Origin of the sequence: Thiosulfatihalobacter marinus, from assembly GCF_016019955.1 — a bacterium.
GTDB classification, from domain to species: domain Bacteria; phylum Pseudomonadota; class Alphaproteobacteria; order Rhodobacterales; family Rhodobacteraceae; genus Shimia; species Shimia marinus_A.
Genome location: NZ_JAECRZ010000024.1, coordinates 1 through 15,146 on the forward strand (window position 1 = coordinate 1; position 15,146 = coordinate 15,146).

Sequence of the window (15,146 nt, forward strand, 5' to 3'; positions counted from 1 at the left end):
GTGAAGAAAGAAATGTTCGCCGGAATTCTTGGCTTGCCGGAAACCCTTGACAATGATCCGCCCCATTACGGAAGTGTTCTTCGGGTTTTGTGACTGACGGATGAGGGCCTTTGGGGTCCCTCAGATGGGTCCGGGCCGGGTTCCGGTCTGTTTTTCCGGATGAAGGGCATTCCCATGCAAACAGGTGTCTTGCGCGTGTTGCGCGCGACCGCTGCCTCTTGGTGGCGGCATAGAGAGCTGCGCCGAGCCGGTCAGACAGGGCTGGCACGGAAGCTCGAGCGGAAAGCCGTTCTCCGCGATCTCGGCTATCTCAGGCAGGCGGCGTCATTGCCAAACGCGCACGTGATCTGCGGGGAGGGTGGGACGTTCATCCATCTCGGTTGGACCACCGTGTCGAGTTTCGCGCCGACCGAACGATTTCCCTTGGCCGCTCTTGCGGTCGCACTCGGGACGCCCTTCATCGATATCCGACCCGTCACCGATGTTATTGCCTTCGCGAACCTGCCGCGGGTGGTGCGAGGCGGATCGGTCGACGCTGACCACTCAGGTGCCGGCCAGTCTGTCTCGCTGACCACCTACATCGACATGGTCGAAGCGCTTGGCGCGAAGGTCGCCAACGATCCGCGGCCCAGTCAGAAAATCTGATCCCCAAACATCTCACCCACACACGAAAGGAGGCCAGCCATGGCCCGATCCCGCACGCCCAAATTTGATGCCTCCGAGGTCATCACGAACGAAATCATCCGCATCATCGAGCGCGGCGTTCTGCCGTGGCGCAAGCCCTGGACGGCAGGCGGCAGCTCACGCCCCCTGCGCGTGGGCGGTGAGCCCTACCAAGGGGTCAACAACTTCCTGCTGACCATGCGCACCGTCATGGCGGGCCATAGCTCGCCCTTCTGGATGACGCTGCCGCAGGCCAATGCGTTGGACGCGAAGGTGCGCAAGGGCGAGAAGTCCTCTGTCGTCGTCTATTATGGTCAAAGCCGGAAAGACGCCGACGGCGAGGATGATCAGGGGGAGAGCAATGATCACTCCGAGGAGGCCCGCGTCTTCCGCTTCCAGAAATCCTACCGCGTGTTCAATGCCTGTCAGATCGAGGGCTTGCCCGAGAGCTTCTATCCGGACCCGGAGCCCGCGCCCGAGCATCCGCCCGCTGAACCCATCCCGCACATGCAGGCGTTTTTCGACGCTATCGACATCACGACCGTCTTCACGGGCACGGAAGCGTACTATTTGCCGCCCGTGGACAAGGTCTACATGCCGTCCATCACGCGGTTTGAGAACCCGCGGAACTTCTACGGGGTCTGGGCCCATGAGTTGGCCCATGCCACGAAAACCCCGCATCGGCTCAATCGCGACTACGGCCTCTCGCGCTTCGGCAACACGGCCTATGCCCGCGAAGAGATCGTCGCCGAGCTGACCTCGGTGTTTCTCGGCCAGACGCTCGGCTTCACGGCCCATACGCTCGAGATGAATGCCGCCTATCTCCACAACTGGTTGCGCGTTCTTCGCTCAGATAAGGGTGCGATCTTCAAGCACGCCGCGGATGCGCAGCGCGCCTGTGATTACCTGATCGCACGGTCAGAGGCGGGCAGGGCAGGGCGCAGCGCCGAGGCTGCTTGACCATACGGAGAACGGAGACTCGCATGTCACGTAAAGAACCCAAGACGCTGCGGGTGGCCTGCTTCAACGACGGCCGCCGCAAGATCATCTCCTTCAAACGCGGTGCCTATTGGTGGAGCGCGTCCGAGGGCGCGTATCCCCTCTCGGCGGCACTTGAGAGCATCAAGGAACAAGGCGGTTGGATCGAAACCATCCCCAACCCGAATTACAGACCCAAGGGGCTGTTCGGGTAGGGCGCCTTCTGCTTCGGTTCCTCCGCCCCGCGGAAAAGAAAAAGCAGGCTTTGGGAAGGGTGTTTCAACTTCTCAAAGGAGAGCCCTATGACCATCACTGCACAGCCCCATACAGAATGCCCGGATCCGAGCGTCATCGCCGCGCAGAACGACGCGTTCCGCAAGCTCGCGTGCCTTGGAGTGCCGCCCGCGCAGCCCGTCCAAGGCCGGATGCATGTCACCCGCTCGCTCATGGAGGTCGGTGACGGCTTCATGGCCGAGGCGGTGAAGGCCACCGGTGAGTTTGCCACGTTCGAGCCCGAGAATGACCCGGAAGGCTGGCACGATTTCGGGGCGGTCGAGATCCGGGGAGAGACCGTGTTCTGGAAGATCGATCTCTATGAGGCGGATTCGGACTTCCGCTACGGGGCTGAGACCCCGGACAACCCCGCCACCACCATGCGCGTGCTGACCATCATGCTGGCGCGCGACTGGTAAAGGGGCAGGGGACGCCTCCCCCTGACATCTCAGACGATGAAGGCCCGCTGCCCCTCAAAAGGCAAAGCGGGCCTTCTGTCGTTTTGATCCCCGAAGCCGGGGATTGGTCGCGCGCGAGCGCGGGCCGCACCATACCCATCGAAAAGGACATCCTATGACCGCAAGTTTCAAACCCGTCTCCGTCGCTATCGGCGATCTGACAGCTCATCCCGCCAACGTGCGCAGCAACTCCCCGGAAACCTACGACCCCGAGAACATCGCGCATCTGAAAGCCAGCATTGCCGTTCTGGGCCTCCTGCAGCCGCTCATGGTCCAGAAGCTCGACGGCAAATACGGCGTGCTCGCCGGCGGCCGGCGCAACGCTGCGCTGAAGGAACTGGTTGCCGACAAGGGCGCCAAGGGTTTCACGGCGAAGACCAAGATCGACTGCCGCCTTGTCCCTGAGGACTGCGACGTCACCACGGCGCTGTCGCTTGCCGAGAACATCACCCAGGCACCGATGAACGCCATCGACGAGTTCGAGGCCTTCGCCCGAATGATGGAGGTCGACGGCCAGACGCCCGAGACCATCGCAAAAACCTTCGGCACCACGGTGGCCGCCGTGAAAGGCCGGCTGCGCTACGGGCTGATCCACCCCGACATCCGCGCCGCGGCCCGGGCCAAGACGATCACGCTCGACACGATGAAGGCCTTTGTCGAGCATCCGAGCCAGGAGGTGCAGCGCGAGGTCTTTGAGGCACTCACGAAAGACGGCGGCTATCTGCAGGCCTACACCGTCCGTCAGGCGCTCAAATCGCGCGGCGTGCAGGTCAGCGACGATATCGGGGCCTTCGTGCGTGAAGACTACGAGGCCCGCGGCGGCGCTGTCGCGGCCGATCTTCTGGAAGAGCATTCCGTGCTCGAGGATGCGGCGCTGGTCGAGACCATACTGCTCGAGAAACTCGGGGCTGCCGCTGAGGAGGCCCGCGCAAAACTAGGCTTTGCCTGGGCAGATGCGATGGTGCGTTATGATTACGCGACCATGGCAGACTATGGCCGTGTCTACCCAGGACCCGTCGAGCCGGATGAGACCGCCCAGAAGCGCGTGGATGAGATCACCGCTGAACTTGAGAAACTGCAGCTCGAAATGGAAGATGAGGGGCTTGAGGACGGCGCTTACAATGCGCTCTACGACCGGGTGGACGCTCTGGAAGAGGAAGCTCGCGACCTGCAAGAGGCCTATAGCGCTGAGGACCTCGCGCGGTCCGGGGTGATTGCGTCGTGGCAGGGTGGGCAGATCACGCTCCATGTTGGCCTCGTCCGCCCGGAGGACATCGCGAAAGAGGAGGGCGCGCGCGGTTCGTCGGCCAACCCGACCGCGCAGGAGGCCCCTGACGCTGGCGAGATCAGCTACCCGGCCTCGCTTGCAGAGGACCTCAAGACCGAGCGGGCCATGGCGCTCGGGGCTGCGATGGCGCTGCATCCGGAGGCCACGCTCGATCTGACCCTGTTCAAGCTGGTGAGCGATGTTCTGGGCAGCGGCATGAGCGTCACGCAGGCGATCAAGGTCGACGCCCGCAAGGAATACCGCAGCCATGCCAAGATGGACGAGATCGACGAGACCTCGCTTGAGCAGGTGGCGGCGGCGCATGATGCGCTGGACCTCTCCTGGCTCGATGACAGCCGTTCGCCCGCCGATCAGTTCGCGGCGTTTCGCGCGCTGGAGGCCGGCGAGAAGGCCAAGCTCGTGGCCTATGCCACCGCCAGTACCACGCAGTCCTGCTTTGCCCGGGACCCGCGGCGCGACAGCCTGATGCATGACTTCGAGATCGAGATCATGCCCGACATCCGAGCGCATTGGACGCCGAACGCGGCGCTCTTCAACCGCTTCAAGAAGGCCTGGCTCCTGAAGATCCTCGGCGAGGATCTGGGTCTGGCACAGGAGGCAGTGACGCTGGCCTCGTCGAGCAAGAAGGAGATCGTCGCCTTCTGCGACAAGCTCTTCGCCGAGCCCTTCGCCACGCTCACGGAAGCGCAGCGCGCTGCCGTGGCCGCCTGGTGCCCGCCCATGATGCAGACGGCCGGTGTCGTCTGTGATGAGGCGGAGCCCGCCTCGGCATCTCCCGAGCCTGACAGCGAGATCGCGCAAGCGGCTTGAGGCCTCACGCGACCCGCGCGAGATATTCCGCCCGCGCGGGTCGACCCTCCCACACCCAACGGAAAGACATCCCCATGGCTATTCTCAAGTTCTCTGCCTCCGCTGTCGCAGCGCAGATCGCCCATGCGCGCGCCTGCAAAACCTTCCTTCCCAACTGGAACGGCCCGGTGGACAGGCCGGCCCTGATCCTCATCGTCGGCAACGGCGTGCATCTGCGCTCGAACGGCATCGATGGCACGACCACCCGCATCGTCACCACCGAACAGGCCGATCCGTCCTTCGCCTTTGCCGACGGCATGAACCCGTTTCGGGATACCGATTGGATGGCGCAGCGCCGCATGGCGTTTCGCGATCTGACCGGCCAGTTTTATACCGACATTCTCGACGATGTGCAGGTGCTCATCGACCGGGGGCAGGGGGCCATCCGGCTCGCCACCGATGGCCACAGCATCCGCGTCTTCGTACGCCGGGCCTCGGATTATCTCATCGGCGGGACCTACGAGGTGCCCTCGGGCCTCGGCGGCACCTTCCGGGTCATCCTCAAGGATGCCTGCGATACCTTCGCGATCGTGCAGAACTGCGGCAATTGCGAGGATTTCGACGCCATGCAGCCCTACCGCGTGCCGCTCGATGCGCTGATGGAAATCGATGACCGGAGGGCGGCGTAACGCGCCCTTTCTCAAACAAGCATCGCCAATACCCTGCCAGGCCTGCGGCCCTCTCGGGACATTGACGACAACAATTTCCCCAATGAGAGAAAGGACTCTGAGATGGGATGGCTCTTCTATACCGATCGCCGCGTCCAGACCTACGCGGATGAGAAAGCGGAGATTGCCCGGCTCTGCACCTCTCATGGCGACAGGCGCAAGACGGAACTGGTCAAAGCCTGCAAGGTGGGTTCGACTTGGTACGCGGCGGCAAAGGTCACAAGTATCGATGGCTCGCCGGTCGAGGACACGACCTATGTGACCGATGCGGATGGCTCCATCACGTTCGGTGCTGTCTTCCTCACCCGATACGATGACGGCTGCTGGGGCTACAAGGACATGGAGGAAAGTGCTGGCCCGAACGAGTCTCGTGCTCCCCTTGGGCTGATCGAGCTCCTCTCCGACCTGAAAGACCCGGACAGCTATGCCCATGCCTGGCGCCAGCGCTGCCAGGACTGGGCTGCGATCCCGGACTACGAGGAAGGCGACAAGATCAGGCTCGCAGCACCTGTGACGCTCACCGATGGCAGTACCTGCCAGATTGTCACCGCGACCCACTACAGGCGCGGGCGGCAAAAGCGCCGCTGCTACCGCATCGAGGAAACTGGTGGGCTCGTACGCCTGTCGAAGGCCTCGCTTGCGGGTTCGGAGCTGCTCAGCTCCGCGAAAGGTGCGGCTAGCCCGGTGCTGGCGGAGTTCCTGGCGGGGCGAAATTAGGTCCTGCGCCGGACGGTTCATCGACCTGCCCGGCGACAGCAGATCCTGCGGCTTGTCTTGACAAGACAATGCAGATGCATTACCTATCGCGGGCAGCAAAGACCCTTTTCTTCAGGAGACTGCCATGACAGCCCTCGCACAAGATGTCTCGAAACTCACGGATCGGTATCAGACGACCGTGCCGGCGGGTGTGCGCAAACAGCTCAAGCTGGGCAAGGGCGACCAGATTCGTTACTGCACCGAGCCGAGTGGCAGGGTCTATATCGAGCCCGTGCGCAGCGACGAGGAAGATCCCGTGCTCGGAGCCTTTCTCGATTTTGTCGAGGCCGATATCAAGGCGCATCCGGACCGCATTCGGGCGTTCGATGGGGCTTTGCATGACCGTCTTGCAGCACTGGTCGGAGACGTTGACGTCGATCTCGATGCGCCGCTATCGCTCGAGGATGAATGAGCGGCGATAGCGTGCCCGCCCAAGCGCCCCTTGTCGTAAACGGATGGTCGATTTATGCGCATCCGCTTTTTCTGGATCAGCTCGAAGGGCTGATTGAAGAGGTCGAGGCGTGTAAGGCACGCGATCCTAAGACCTGGCGCAAGAAAAACCCGACGAAACGGCTGGCCGCCATCTTCAAGCTGGTCACCGAGGCCATACCGGCAGATCCGGGTGCCGCCGCCTTCCGGCAAGGCGGCACACTCGGCGATCACCGCAAGCACTGGTTCCGGGCGAAATTCTTCCAGCAGTATCGGCTGTTCTATCGGTTCAACAGCGATGCAAAGGTCATCGTGGTGGCCTGGGTGAACGACGACAAGACCCTGCGCGCCTACGGCAGCAAGACGGATGCCTATGCGACGTTCAAAGGGATGTTGGAAGATGGCAATCCACCTGACAATTTCGACGCGCTCTTGAAAGAAGCTGCAGCGGCGGGCAAGCGGTTCGAAACTTCCCTTGAAGCGGTGCCCGATCGGTAAGTGGGGTCGAATGCTGGAAGGGGCAGAATCCTACGCTGAGGCTGTCCGTAAAGAGGTCGTTCTGCCCTACAATCTCCCGTCACCCTTGAGCCGAGTGAAATAAGCGACATTGGTGTGTCATATGGCTGGTACGATGAAATTCTCAGAAGTCCCTCCCTATCCGTACACCAGCCGTTCGCTGCATCGTGTACGAACTGGTAAGATGCGGACATTTCGGACTTACGCAGATGCGGCTTTTGCTGACGCAGCATCCGTTCGCAATTGCCGAACATGCTTCGTCGCGTTGTTGATCATGTCGCCAAACCCGTCATTGAGCTTGGCCCATACGGTCATCATCCGAACCGAGCATTCGCTACACCAAGCGGGAACCTGAGGGGAGCGGTCGGCCTGGTCTTGCTGGTCCGATAAAGTCCTCGTCGCGGTTGACCAATAGCTTCGTGGATTTCTTGGTCGGATGTAACCCTTCGCTCCGTGGCCGCTATGACAGCGGGGTATGAGCCGGAGGGGCGATTGAATTGGAATGAAGTGACAGGACGTAGCACTGGATGTTCACAACAGGCGAAGTGGCGCTGGATTTGCACTCTGAAGCTAGATTGCAAGCAGAACTTGCATAAATAGTTCTCTTTATGCAAAGAATGTTTGCTGATACTGATCCGGCAATCATCAGTGGCAACGGAGGTCCAAGCACCTTGTCGAATATATCTACGGTTCTTATCAAGTCCAAGGACAAGGCTTTGACCCTGTCCGCTTCCAGCGCTCTGAGCGAATTGGATGGGTATCGGCTGATCTTTTGCGAGGATGATAACTCCGCAAAGAGCCGCCTTGACGAAGTGAACGTGGACCTCATTCTCTATGACGTCGATGAGGATGATTTTGGACCGGACAACGCGTTGGCGCGGTCTCGCTTGTCTCATACCGCGTGTTGGCGCATTGTTATTTGCGAAAAAAATGAAATGAGCTGCGGCGCGCAACTCTGCGAAGATACGGCGTCCTATTTGTATCTTGCCAAACCGGTGCAAGAGCAGCAGATCCGCATCGTCGTCAAGCGCGCCCAGGAACACGCCGAGCTGTCGCGCCGGCACCGGATACTGAGCAGAGAGCTCAAGCTGTCGCTGGATGACGAGATTTTCAACGACGAGGAAGGCGGATCGGTTCAGGGTGGCGTTTCACGCTTTGAAAGACTGGTCTATGCAAGCCCCAAGATGGCCGAAGTTGTCGCCGAGGCGAAAGTCGCGGCCTCCACGGGCATGCCGGTCCTGATCCGAGGCGAGACGGGCACCGGCAAGGAGCTTTTGGCGCGCGCCATTCACTTTAACTCGGATCGCGCGAATTCACCCATGCACAGCCAGAATTGCGGCGGTGTGTCTGACGATGCCTTGTATTCCGAGCTGTTTGGCCACATGCGTGGCGCCTTTCCGGGGGCGATTGCGGATCGGCTGGGCCTTTTTCGGGCGGCTGATGGGGGCACGGTGTTTCTGGACGAGGTGTCAGAAGTATCACCGCATTTTCAGGTGGCCCTTTTACGCTTCCTGCAAGAGGGCGAAGTCAAACCACTTGGTTCAGACAAGACACTGTACAGCAACGTGCGGATCATCGCGGCATCCAACCGTTCAATTGAGGAGATGGTGGAAAAAGGCAGTTTCCGCCGCGATCTGTATTATCGTTTACGCGGGTTTCAACTGGAATTGCCACCGCTTCGCGACCGGACCGACGACATCCCGGTGCTGACACAGTTCTTTGTTGAGAAATATGCCGGTGTGGTTGGTCGCCGGGTATTGGGTGTCACATCTGACGTTCTGAAGCGGTTGGAGTATTACCCATTTCCGGGCAATGTCCGCGAGCTGGAAAGCGAAGTTCAGCGCATGGTCGCGGTTGCGGAACAAGGTGGATATGTTGCTCTACGACATTTATCGGAAAAGATCGCGCGCACGCCAATCGAAAACGGCGAGGACGCAGCTTTCGTGCCATCCGGTGTAACGCTTAAAGACAAGGTCGAACATTTGGAGCAGGTCGTTTTGACCAAGGCGCTGGAGGCGTTTCATTGGAATCAAAGTAAGGTCGCGGAAGAATTGGGCTTGTCACGAGTCGGGCTGGCAAACAAGATCAAGAGATACGGTCTGCGCAAAGGGTAAGACATGGACGATGACGCGCCTGCCACGAAAGTCATTGGTTTCCCCTATGCCCGATCCGGACTGGCCAAGACCCGGTCCAAGCCGCGCAATCTGGGCCTGACCGCCATGTCAAAGGCCGTTGCTCCTTCGGGCACGGGCGCCAGGGGCCATTGGTGCAAGAGCTGCAAGGGGATCTGGTACAGCTACTTCGGAGAGGCCGAATGCCCGGCTTGCGGGCGACGGGGCTAAGCCCTGTCAGCTGTCAGCCAAGTTTACATTCCCCCATGGCAACTTAGTTTTCAGTTTACACTTTGTTACCAGAAATCGCCGCGCTGACCGCTAGTGTTGATTTGCTCGACTGTGCGCAACGGTACACACTTCCACCATAAATGCCGCGACTTTCGCAGGGTCGACAAGCAACAAGCCTGGCTCTGAGGCGAGGATGTCGCGGCAGGAATGATAGTCTTTGGGAGGAAGAAAAATGGCAAACCTGTTGTGGCTTCAGGGGGGCGCGTGTTCCGGCAACACGATGTCTTTCCTGAATGCAGAGGAACCAAGCGCATGTGATCTGGTCACTGACTTTGGGATCAACGTCCTTTGGCAACCCTCCCTCGGGCTTGAACTGGGCGATCAGGTCAAAGCGATCGTCGAGAAGTGTATTTCTGGCGAGATCAAGCTGGACATCTTTGTCTTCGAAGGCACCGTCATCAATGCGCCGGACGGCACCGGCGAATGGAACCGGTTCTGCGGGCGCCCGATGAAGGAGTGGGTGAAAGAGCTGTCAGCGGTTGCTGATTTTGTCGTGGCGATCGGCGATTGCGCGACCTATGGCGGCATTCCGGCGACGGCGCCGAACCCGTCCGACAGCGTCGGCCTGCAGTTTCTCAAGCGCGACAAGGGCGGCGCACTGGGTGAAGGTTTTGCCGCTAAATCCGGATTGCCTGTCATCAATATTCCGGGTTGTCCGGCACACCCTGACTGGGTAACGCAGATTCTGGTGGCGGTTGCCACGGGTCGGGCCGGTGATCTGACGCTGGATGAATTCCATCGCCCCAAAACGTTCTTTTCCTCTTTCACGCAGACCGGGTGCACGCGCAACATGCATTTTGCCTACAAGGTGTCGACCACGGCGTTCGGCCAGCGCAAGGGGTGCCTGTTCTACGATCTGGGGTGTCGTGGTCCTATGACTCACAGCCCCTGCAATCGCATCCTGTGGAACCGCCATTCGTCAAAAACCCGTGCGGGTATGCCCTGCCTGGGCTGTACCGAACCGGAGTTCCCGTTCTTTGATCTGGCGCCGGGAACGGTCTTCAAGACACAAACCGTCATGGGTGTACCCAAGGACATGCCCGAGGGCGTGGACAAGAAGGGTTACATCAAGCTCACCTCCGCCGCCAAAGGCGCGGCACCTGCGTGGGCAGAGGAAGATATCTTCGTAGTCTAACTGCGAATTGGGAGAGAGAATTATGTCTGCAGCAGTAGAAACACTCGACATTTCGCCGGTTGGCCGCGTCGAAGGCGATCTGGATGTCCGGGTCGATATTGAAAACGGCGTTGTCACCAACGCCTGGACCCACGCGGAGATGTTTCGCGGGTTCGAAGTCATCCTGAAAGACAAGGACCCCCAAGCCGGTCTGGTCGTCACGCCGCGCGCCTGCGGGATCTGCGGTGCGTCACACCTGACCTGCGCAGCCTGGGCACTCGATACTGCCTGGGGCACCACCGTGCCGCGCAACGCCATTCTGGCGCGCAACCTCGGCCAGATCGTGGAATCTCTGCAGTCCCTGCCGCGCCACCATTATGGGTTGTGGATGATCGACTATACCAACGAAAACTACGCGATGAGCCCGTTTTACGAGGAAGCCGTCAAACGCTATTCCCCGTTTACCGGCACATCCTATGAAGCAGGCGTGACAATCTCCGGCCGTCCGGTCGAGATTTACGCGCTGTTGGGCGGTCAGTGGCCGCATTCGTCCTTCATGGTGCCTGGCGGCGTCATGTGTTCTCCGACACTTACGGATATCACCCGCGCCTGGTCTATTCTGGAGCATTTCCGTCAGAACTGGATCGAGCCACTGTGGCTCGGCTGCTCAATGGAGCGTTACGAAGAAATCCAGACCTTGGAGCAATTCGAGGCATGGCTGGACGAAAAGCCCGAGCACGCCAATTCTGATCTGGGCCTGTTCTGGCGCATGTCCAAGGACATTGGCCTTGACCAGTACGGTAAAGGCCACGGCCGGTTCACCACATGGGGGTATCTGCCCCACGAGGACAAGTATCAGAACCCCACGATTGATGGTCGCTCAGATGCGGTGATCATGAAATCGGGCATCTACGACGGTGCATCCGACACATTCAGCCCGATGGACCAGTCCTTTGTCCGCGAAGACACGCAGCACGCCTGGTACGACGAGGCGGCGGGTGCGGTCCACCCGTTCGACCGCACCACGAACCCAGTGAGCAAGAACCCCATCGACCCGGAGGGCAAGTATTCCTGGTCGACGGCCGTGTCGCATGCCGAAAGCGGTCGCCTCGAGGCCGGCCCGCTGGCGCGGCGTCTGGTGGCGGGCAATGACACGGGCCATGACTTCCAGCACAGCGACGGGTTGGTGCTGGATATGTACCGCAAGATGGGCGGTGCTTCGACGATGCTGCGCCACTTTGCGCGGATGCACGAGCTTTGCATTCTCTATCGCGAAGCCGAACGCAATTTGCGCGAGTTCCAGTTGAACGACGAATGGTATATAAAGCCAACTGAAAAAGACGGACAGGGCTGGGGTGCGACCGAGGCGATTCGCGGTGCGCTGTGCCATTGGATCGATGTACGCGACGGCAAGATCGCCAATTACCAGATCATCGCGCCGACGACATGGAATGTTGGGCCGCGTACATCTGACGGCGCCCGGGGGCCAATCGAAGAAGCGTTGATCGGCACGCCGATCAAGAACAGCGCGGATCCGGTCGAGGTCGGTCACGTTTGTCGATCCTATGACAGTTGCCTTGTGTGTACTGTTCATGCGCATGATGCCAAATCCGGTGATGAACTGGCACGCTTCCGAACAGCCTGATGTTTATGTTTGGCCGGCGGATCAAATCTGCCGGCCAAACGACATCCGGCAATTAGGGAGGAAGCTGAATGTCAGAAAATCCGGAAGCATCAATAACCCAAGCGCAGCGCCAGGCCTACTTGGACAGATATGGCCTGACACCCGCCGAAGCGGGGCATGAAATGCTCCTCCAGATGATAGAGGACCATTTCGCGGAAGGACTGGAAACCAAGGTCGAGCCTTTTCCGGAAACGGATCGTGAATTCGGTGCGCTGCTTGACGAATTGCGGCCTCTGAGCGCGGATCAGCTGCGCGAAAAACTGGTGATCTCAGGCTGGCTTTTGCAGCCCTACGGCGAAGACGAGATGCGGTGCCAGGAATGTATGTACTACCTGGTGCACAAGCGCTGGTGCGACCTGCCAGAACTTGATCTCCCGGCAAAGCCGGAATGGTGGTGCCGTCTGTGGCGGATCTGAAAGGAGCGCTGACATGGATGATGACGAGACTCGCGCAACAATCGCCGAGATGCTGGCTTCGGGTCTGGAAACCGAGGTCTGGCCACGGGCCGGAACCAGCGAAGAGGTCAATGAAATCGTGGCGCGCCTGCAGGTCGAGGCAGGTCAGGATCTGGAAAAGAAACTCGTCATCGCCGGTTTCACCGATCACACGATCGAGGCTGACGAGATTGAGCAACCCTGCGAGACCTGCATGTACTACAAGGTCCATGCGAAATTCTGCGAATTGCCGGAACTGATGGTGCCGGTCGAACCGGAATGGTCCTGCCGCCTGTGGCGGATCTGATGCCGCTTGATGTTGTCGTCATCGGATGCGGCAACCCAAACCGAAGCGACGACGGCGTCGGTCCGCATCTCATCGCTCAAATGCGCGAAAACGGCGTGCCGGAGCACACTCGCATATTCGACGGCGGAACCGACGGGATGTCGGTCATGTACAGCGCACGCGGCGCCACGCATCTGATCATTGTCGATGCCCGGGTCCCCGAAGGGTCGCCGGGCACCATTTATGAGGTTCCTGGAGAGGTTCTGGAAGCACCGCCCAACAACAGCCTGAACCTGCATGATTTCAGGTGGGATCATGCGCTTTACGCAGGACGCCGTATCTATGGTGATGCGTTTCCCAAGACGACATCGGTGCTGTTGATCGAGGCCGCGACGCTGGAGCTTGGGTTAGGCCTGAGCGACGAGGTTTCTCGCGCGGCGCGGACGGTTGAGTGCCGCATTCGGGACCTGATCGATACGTGGTCGGAGGCATGAGCACGATCGCGATCAGGGATGGTGCGATCTATCTGCCTTGCGCCGTGGTGGACACCTATTTCCGCGGCATTGATGCGGTCATCGTACTGATCCAACAGGATGAATTATTGGTGATGCCCGTGCATCAGGCAACCGCCGGAGGGTGCCTTTTGAAGGTCCGGAATGCTGCAGGTGATCGGGTGGTTCAGGCCCGTGATGTTTTCCAGGATCAAGACCTTCTGGACTTTGCAACCGACAGCCTGACCGTCGCGTGGCAGGCCAGCAAAGGGGCGCTTTGTGCAGAATTGAAGCCGGATCAGCGCGGCGAGGATGTGTAAACTAAGTTTTCTATAAACCAAGTAAGTTGACAGCGCCCGCTTTGAGTGCTTTTCTCGGTCGAACACAGAAATCGAACCAGATTCGATTCGAGGGAGAAACCGGTTTGACGAATATCAGTCGTGCTCAGCAGCAGGTGCAGGCGGCCATGACCGCGGTCGAAACGGCTGCGGCGACGCAGGCCGAAAAGGCCGAGATGCTGATGGAAATCGCGATGGGGCTTCAGCAGAAACCCGAACGTGCCGAAGACATCTTTGCTGCCGTGGATCTCTACAAACTTGCCATGGATCTTGCGCCGGAAGGCGAAGTTCTGGGGGTCGCCCGCATTCGTGCGCGTATGGCCACAGCGCTGATGGCCGTGCCCGCCGAAGATGCGACGCAGCTAAAGGAAGCGAAATCCGAAATAGAGATCGCGCTTGCAACCCTGACTGCGGAAGGGTCGGACGCCGAAGTGGCCGAAGCCGAAATGAACCTTGGTCTGATCTGCCAGACACTTGCGGGCATGCATCTCTTGCCGATCCAACCTGCCATCAGCGCCTATCAGCGGTCGCTCAGGACCTTCGACAAGACCAACTACCCCAAGGAATTCGCGGTCCTGCAAAGCAACCTGGCCACGGCGTTCCTGTCCATGCCGTTCACCGACCAGTCCGGGAAGATGCGCGAGGCGCTGGCAGTGCAGGCCTTTGAAGAGGCGTTGACGGTCGTCAACCTGATAGACCATCCCAACGAATACGCGATGCTGCAAAACAACCTTGGCAACGCGCTGCAGTACGTGTCCTCGTCTCACCGGGTGGAAAACGGATATCGCGCTCTAGAGGCTTATGATGAGGCGCTCAAGGTGCGCACCATCCGCGACATGCCCGAAGAATATGCCAACACCATCGCGAACAAAGCCAATTGCCTGTCGAACCTGCCGGACGATCCGCAAAATCCCGACGGCGGCAACTTTGGCAACCTGACCGAAGCGGTGCGTCTGCTGGAAGAAGCGCGCGGCGTATTCGCCAAGCGCGGGGCCGGCGAAAAGGCACAAGCAGTAAGCGAAGCCATTGCCGAACTGAACGCGGCCCTTGGCCCATCAACAATTCTGGAACGGAGCGGATTACAATGATGAATGGAGAATACAGTTGAGCGCTATAGTCGTAATTTTGGCCCTGGTCGCCGCCTTGGGTGCAGGGGCCTTGTCGGGTCTGCGCATCGGTAAAGATGCACTGGGCGCAGAGCTGGCCGCCTATATGGGCGCGCTTTACGGCGGGCTTGCAGGTGGCGGCGCAGTTGTCGTGACCACGCTTGTTCTTTTGCTGATCTAGGAGGTCGCCATGCTGGGAATGGCCATGAATTCTGCAAAACTGTTTTTTGCAGGCAAGCTTTTCAAAGACAACAAAACCGTGGTCCGACAGTTGATGATGGGGGCTGGCGCCGGCGTGATCGCCGGTATCGTCATCGGGTTGTTTGCACCGATCTGGGTGGCAGCCATCGCCGCAGGCGCTGTAAGCGGCGCTGTGCAGCCTGTGTTGTTCAAAGATCTGAAATACGCATAAG

The 15,146-nt window shown here is 59.8% G+C and carries 20 protein-coding genes; all 20 read left to right on the forward strand.

Annotated elements, in window-relative coordinates:
* Positions 1-159: 159 nt before the first annotated feature.
* The 20 genes from I3253_RS19280 to I3253_RS19375 all read left to right on the forward strand — a co-directional run bounded on the left by I3253_RS19280 (position 160) and on the right by I3253_RS19375 (position 15,145).
* On the forward strand, positions 160-645 hold the full coding sequence (locus I3253_RS19280; protein ID WP_197919452.1) for a hypothetical protein: 486 nt from the start codon (positions 160-162) through the stop codon (positions 643-645).
* Positions 646-684: 39 nt separating this feature from the next.
* Entirely contained in the window at positions 685-1,623 is a 939-nt protein-coding gene (locus tag I3253_RS19285) for an ArdC family protein (RefSeq protein WP_197919453.1), read from the forward strand.
* 23 nt (positions 1,624-1,646) lie between these two features.
* On the forward strand, positions 1,647-1,856 hold the full coding sequence (locus tag I3253_RS19290; protein ID WP_197919454.1) for a DUF6330 family protein: 210 nt from the start codon (positions 1,647-1,649) through the stop codon (positions 1,854-1,856).
* An 87-nt stretch (positions 1,857-1,943) separates the two neighbouring features.
* Complete coding sequence (locus I3253_RS19295) at positions 1,944-2,333, forward strand: DUF3768 domain-containing protein (protein ID WP_197919455.1); 390 nt, start codon at positions 1,944-1,946, stop codon at positions 2,331-2,333.
* Positions 2,334-2,487: 154 nt separating this feature from the next.
* Positions 2,488-4,470 carry a ParB/RepB/Spo0J family partition protein gene (locus I3253_RS19300; protein WP_197919456.1) on the forward strand — a complete coding sequence of 661 codons (1,983 nt, stop codon included), beginning with the start codon at positions 2,488-2,490 and terminating at the stop codon, positions 4,468-4,470.
* Between the two features lie 74 nt (positions 4,471-4,544).
* Complete coding sequence (locus tag I3253_RS19305) at positions 4,545-5,138, forward strand: hypothetical protein (protein WP_009503761.1); 594 nt, start codon at positions 4,545-4,547, stop codon at positions 5,136-5,138.
* Positions 5,139-5,240: 102 nt separating this feature from the next.
* Complete coding sequence (locus I3253_RS19310) at positions 5,241-5,894, forward strand: DUF6927 domain-containing protein (protein WP_197919457.1); 654 nt, start codon at positions 5,241-5,243, stop codon at positions 5,892-5,894.
* Positions 5,895-6,018: 124 nt separating this feature from the next.
* On the forward strand, positions 6,019-6,345 hold the full coding sequence (locus tag I3253_RS19315) for a type II toxin-antitoxin system PrlF family antitoxin (protein WP_005668772.1): 327 nt from the start codon (positions 6,019-6,021) through the stop codon (positions 6,343-6,345).
* Positions 6,342-6,860 (forward strand): type II toxin-antitoxin system YhaV family toxin, encoded by a 519-nt coding sequence (locus I3253_RS19320; protein WP_197919458.1) that lies wholly within the window; start codon positions 6,342-6,344, stop codon positions 6,858-6,860. The genes I3253_RS19315 and I3253_RS19320 overlap by 4 nt, the downstream gene beginning before the upstream one ends.
* A 734-nt stretch (positions 6,861-7,594) precedes the next feature.
* Positions 7,595-8,992, forward strand: coding sequence for a sigma-54 interaction domain-containing protein (locus tag I3253_RS19325; RefSeq protein ID WP_197919459.1), 1,398 nt, complete (start codon positions 7,595-7,597; stop codon positions 8,990-8,992).
* Positions 8,993-8,995: 3 nt separating this feature from the next.
* The gene (locus tag I3253_RS19330; RefSeq protein WP_037240002.1) at positions 8,996-9,220 is read left to right on the forward strand and encodes a hypothetical protein; all 225 of its coding nucleotides are present in this window, start codon (positions 8,996-8,998) and stop codon (positions 9,218-9,220) included.
* Positions 9,221-9,452: 232 nt separating this feature from the next.
* Positions 9,453-10,415 (forward strand): NADH-quinone oxidoreductase subunit B family protein, encoded by a 963-nt coding sequence (locus tag I3253_RS19335; protein WP_037240005.1) that lies wholly within the window; start codon positions 9,453-9,455, stop codon positions 10,413-10,415.
* 22 nt (positions 10,416-10,437) lie between these two features.
* A complete protein-coding gene (locus I3253_RS19340; RefSeq protein ID WP_037240008.1) occupies positions 10,438-12,039 on the forward strand; it encodes a nickel-dependent hydrogenase large subunit in 1,602 nt (533 codons plus the stop codon).
* A gap of 68 nt (positions 12,040-12,107) precedes the next feature.
* Entirely contained in the window at positions 12,108-12,494 is a 387-nt protein-coding gene (locus I3253_RS19345) for a hypothetical protein (RefSeq protein WP_197060312.1), read from the forward strand.
* 13 nt (positions 12,495-12,507) lie between these two features.
* Positions 12,508-12,819 carry a hypothetical protein gene (locus I3253_RS19350; RefSeq protein ID WP_037240012.1) on the forward strand — a complete coding sequence of 104 codons (312 nt, stop codon included), beginning with the start codon at positions 12,508-12,510 and terminating at the stop codon, positions 12,817-12,819.
* On the forward strand, positions 12,819-13,292 hold the full coding sequence (locus tag I3253_RS19355) for a hydrogenase maturation protease (RefSeq protein WP_037240351.1): 474 nt from the start codon (positions 12,819-12,821) through the stop codon (positions 13,290-13,292). Before I3253_RS19350 ends, I3253_RS19355 begins: the two co-directional genes overlap by 1 nt.
* On the forward strand, positions 13,289-13,609 hold the full coding sequence (locus tag I3253_RS19360; RefSeq protein WP_037240014.1) for a hypothetical protein: 321 nt from the start codon (positions 13,289-13,291) through the stop codon (positions 13,607-13,609). The genes I3253_RS19355 and I3253_RS19360 overlap by 4 nt, the downstream gene beginning before the upstream one ends.
* 104 nt (positions 13,610-13,713) lie before the next feature.
* Entirely contained in the window at positions 13,714-14,715 is a 1,002-nt protein-coding gene (locus I3253_RS19365; protein WP_100053154.1) for a hypothetical protein, read from the forward strand.
* A gap of 16 nt (positions 14,716-14,731) precedes the next feature.
* Positions 14,732-14,914, forward strand: a complete 183-nt coding sequence (locus tag I3253_RS19370; RefSeq protein ID WP_232272205.1) for a hypothetical protein — start codon at positions 14,732-14,734, stop codon at positions 14,912-14,914.
* A 9-nt stretch (positions 14,915-14,923) separates the two neighbouring features.
* Entirely contained in the window at positions 14,924-15,145 is a 222-nt protein-coding gene (locus I3253_RS19375) for a hypothetical protein (protein WP_037240016.1), read from the forward strand.
* Position 15,146 lies beyond the last annotated feature (1 nt).

What these genes read in the sequence shown, in the direction of transcription:
- I3253_RS19280 (WP_197919452.1), top strand. Translation starts at nt 160, where the DNA reads ATGAAGGGCATTCCCATGCAAACAGGTGTCTTGCGCGTGTTGCGCGCG.
- I3253_RS19285 (WP_197919453.1), top strand. Translation starts at nt 685, where the DNA reads ATGGCCCGATCCCGCACGCCCAAATTTGATGCCTCCGAGGTCATCACG.
- I3253_RS19290 (WP_197919454.1), top strand. Translation starts at nt 1,647, where the DNA reads ATGTCACGTAAAGAACCCAAGACGCTGCGGGTGGCCTGCTTCAACGAC.
- I3253_RS19295 (WP_197919455.1), top strand. Translation starts at nt 1,944, where the DNA reads ATGACCATCACTGCACAGCCCCATACAGAATGCCCGGATCCGAGCGTC.
- I3253_RS19300 (WP_197919456.1), top strand. Translation starts at nt 2,488, where the DNA reads ATGACCGCAAGTTTCAAACCCGTCTCCGTCGCTATCGGCGATCTGACA.
- I3253_RS19305 (WP_009503761.1), top strand. Translation starts at nt 4,545, where the DNA reads ATGGCTATTCTCAAGTTCTCTGCCTCCGCTGTCGCAGCGCAGATCGCC.
- I3253_RS19310 (WP_197919457.1), top strand. Translation starts at nt 5,241, where the DNA reads ATGGGATGGCTCTTCTATACCGATCGCCGCGTCCAGACCTACGCGGAT.
- I3253_RS19315 (WP_005668772.1), top strand. Translation starts at nt 6,019, where the DNA reads ATGACAGCCCTCGCACAAGATGTCTCGAAACTCACGGATCGGTATCAG.
- I3253_RS19320 (WP_197919458.1), top strand. Translation starts at nt 6,342, where the DNA reads ATGAGCGGCGATAGCGTGCCCGCCCAAGCGCCCCTTGTCGTAAACGGA.
- I3253_RS19330 (WP_037240002.1), top strand. Translation starts at nt 8,996, where the DNA reads ATGGACGATGACGCGCCTGCCACGAAAGTCATTGGTTTCCCCTATGCC.
- I3253_RS19335 (WP_037240005.1), top strand. Translation starts at nt 9,453, where the DNA reads ATGGCAAACCTGTTGTGGCTTCAGGGGGGCGCGTGTTCCGGCAACACG.
- I3253_RS19340 (WP_037240008.1), top strand. Translation starts at nt 10,438, where the DNA reads ATGTCTGCAGCAGTAGAAACACTCGACATTTCGCCGGTTGGCCGCGTC.
- I3253_RS19345 (WP_197060312.1), top strand. Translation starts at nt 12,108, where the DNA reads ATGTCAGAAAATCCGGAAGCATCAATAACCCAAGCGCAGCGCCAGGCC.
- I3253_RS19350 (WP_037240012.1), top strand. Translation starts at nt 12,508, where the DNA reads ATGGATGATGACGAGACTCGCGCAACAATCGCCGAGATGCTGGCTTCG.
- I3253_RS19355 (WP_037240351.1), top strand. Translation starts at nt 12,819, where the DNA reads ATGCCGCTTGATGTTGTCGTCATCGGATGCGGCAACCCAAACCGAAGC.
- I3253_RS19360 (WP_037240014.1), top strand. Translation starts at nt 13,289, where the DNA reads ATGAGCACGATCGCGATCAGGGATGGTGCGATCTATCTGCCTTGCGCC.
- I3253_RS19375 (WP_037240016.1), top strand. Translation starts at nt 14,924, where the DNA reads ATGCTGGGAATGGCCATGAATTCTGCAAAACTGTTTTTTGCAGGCAAG.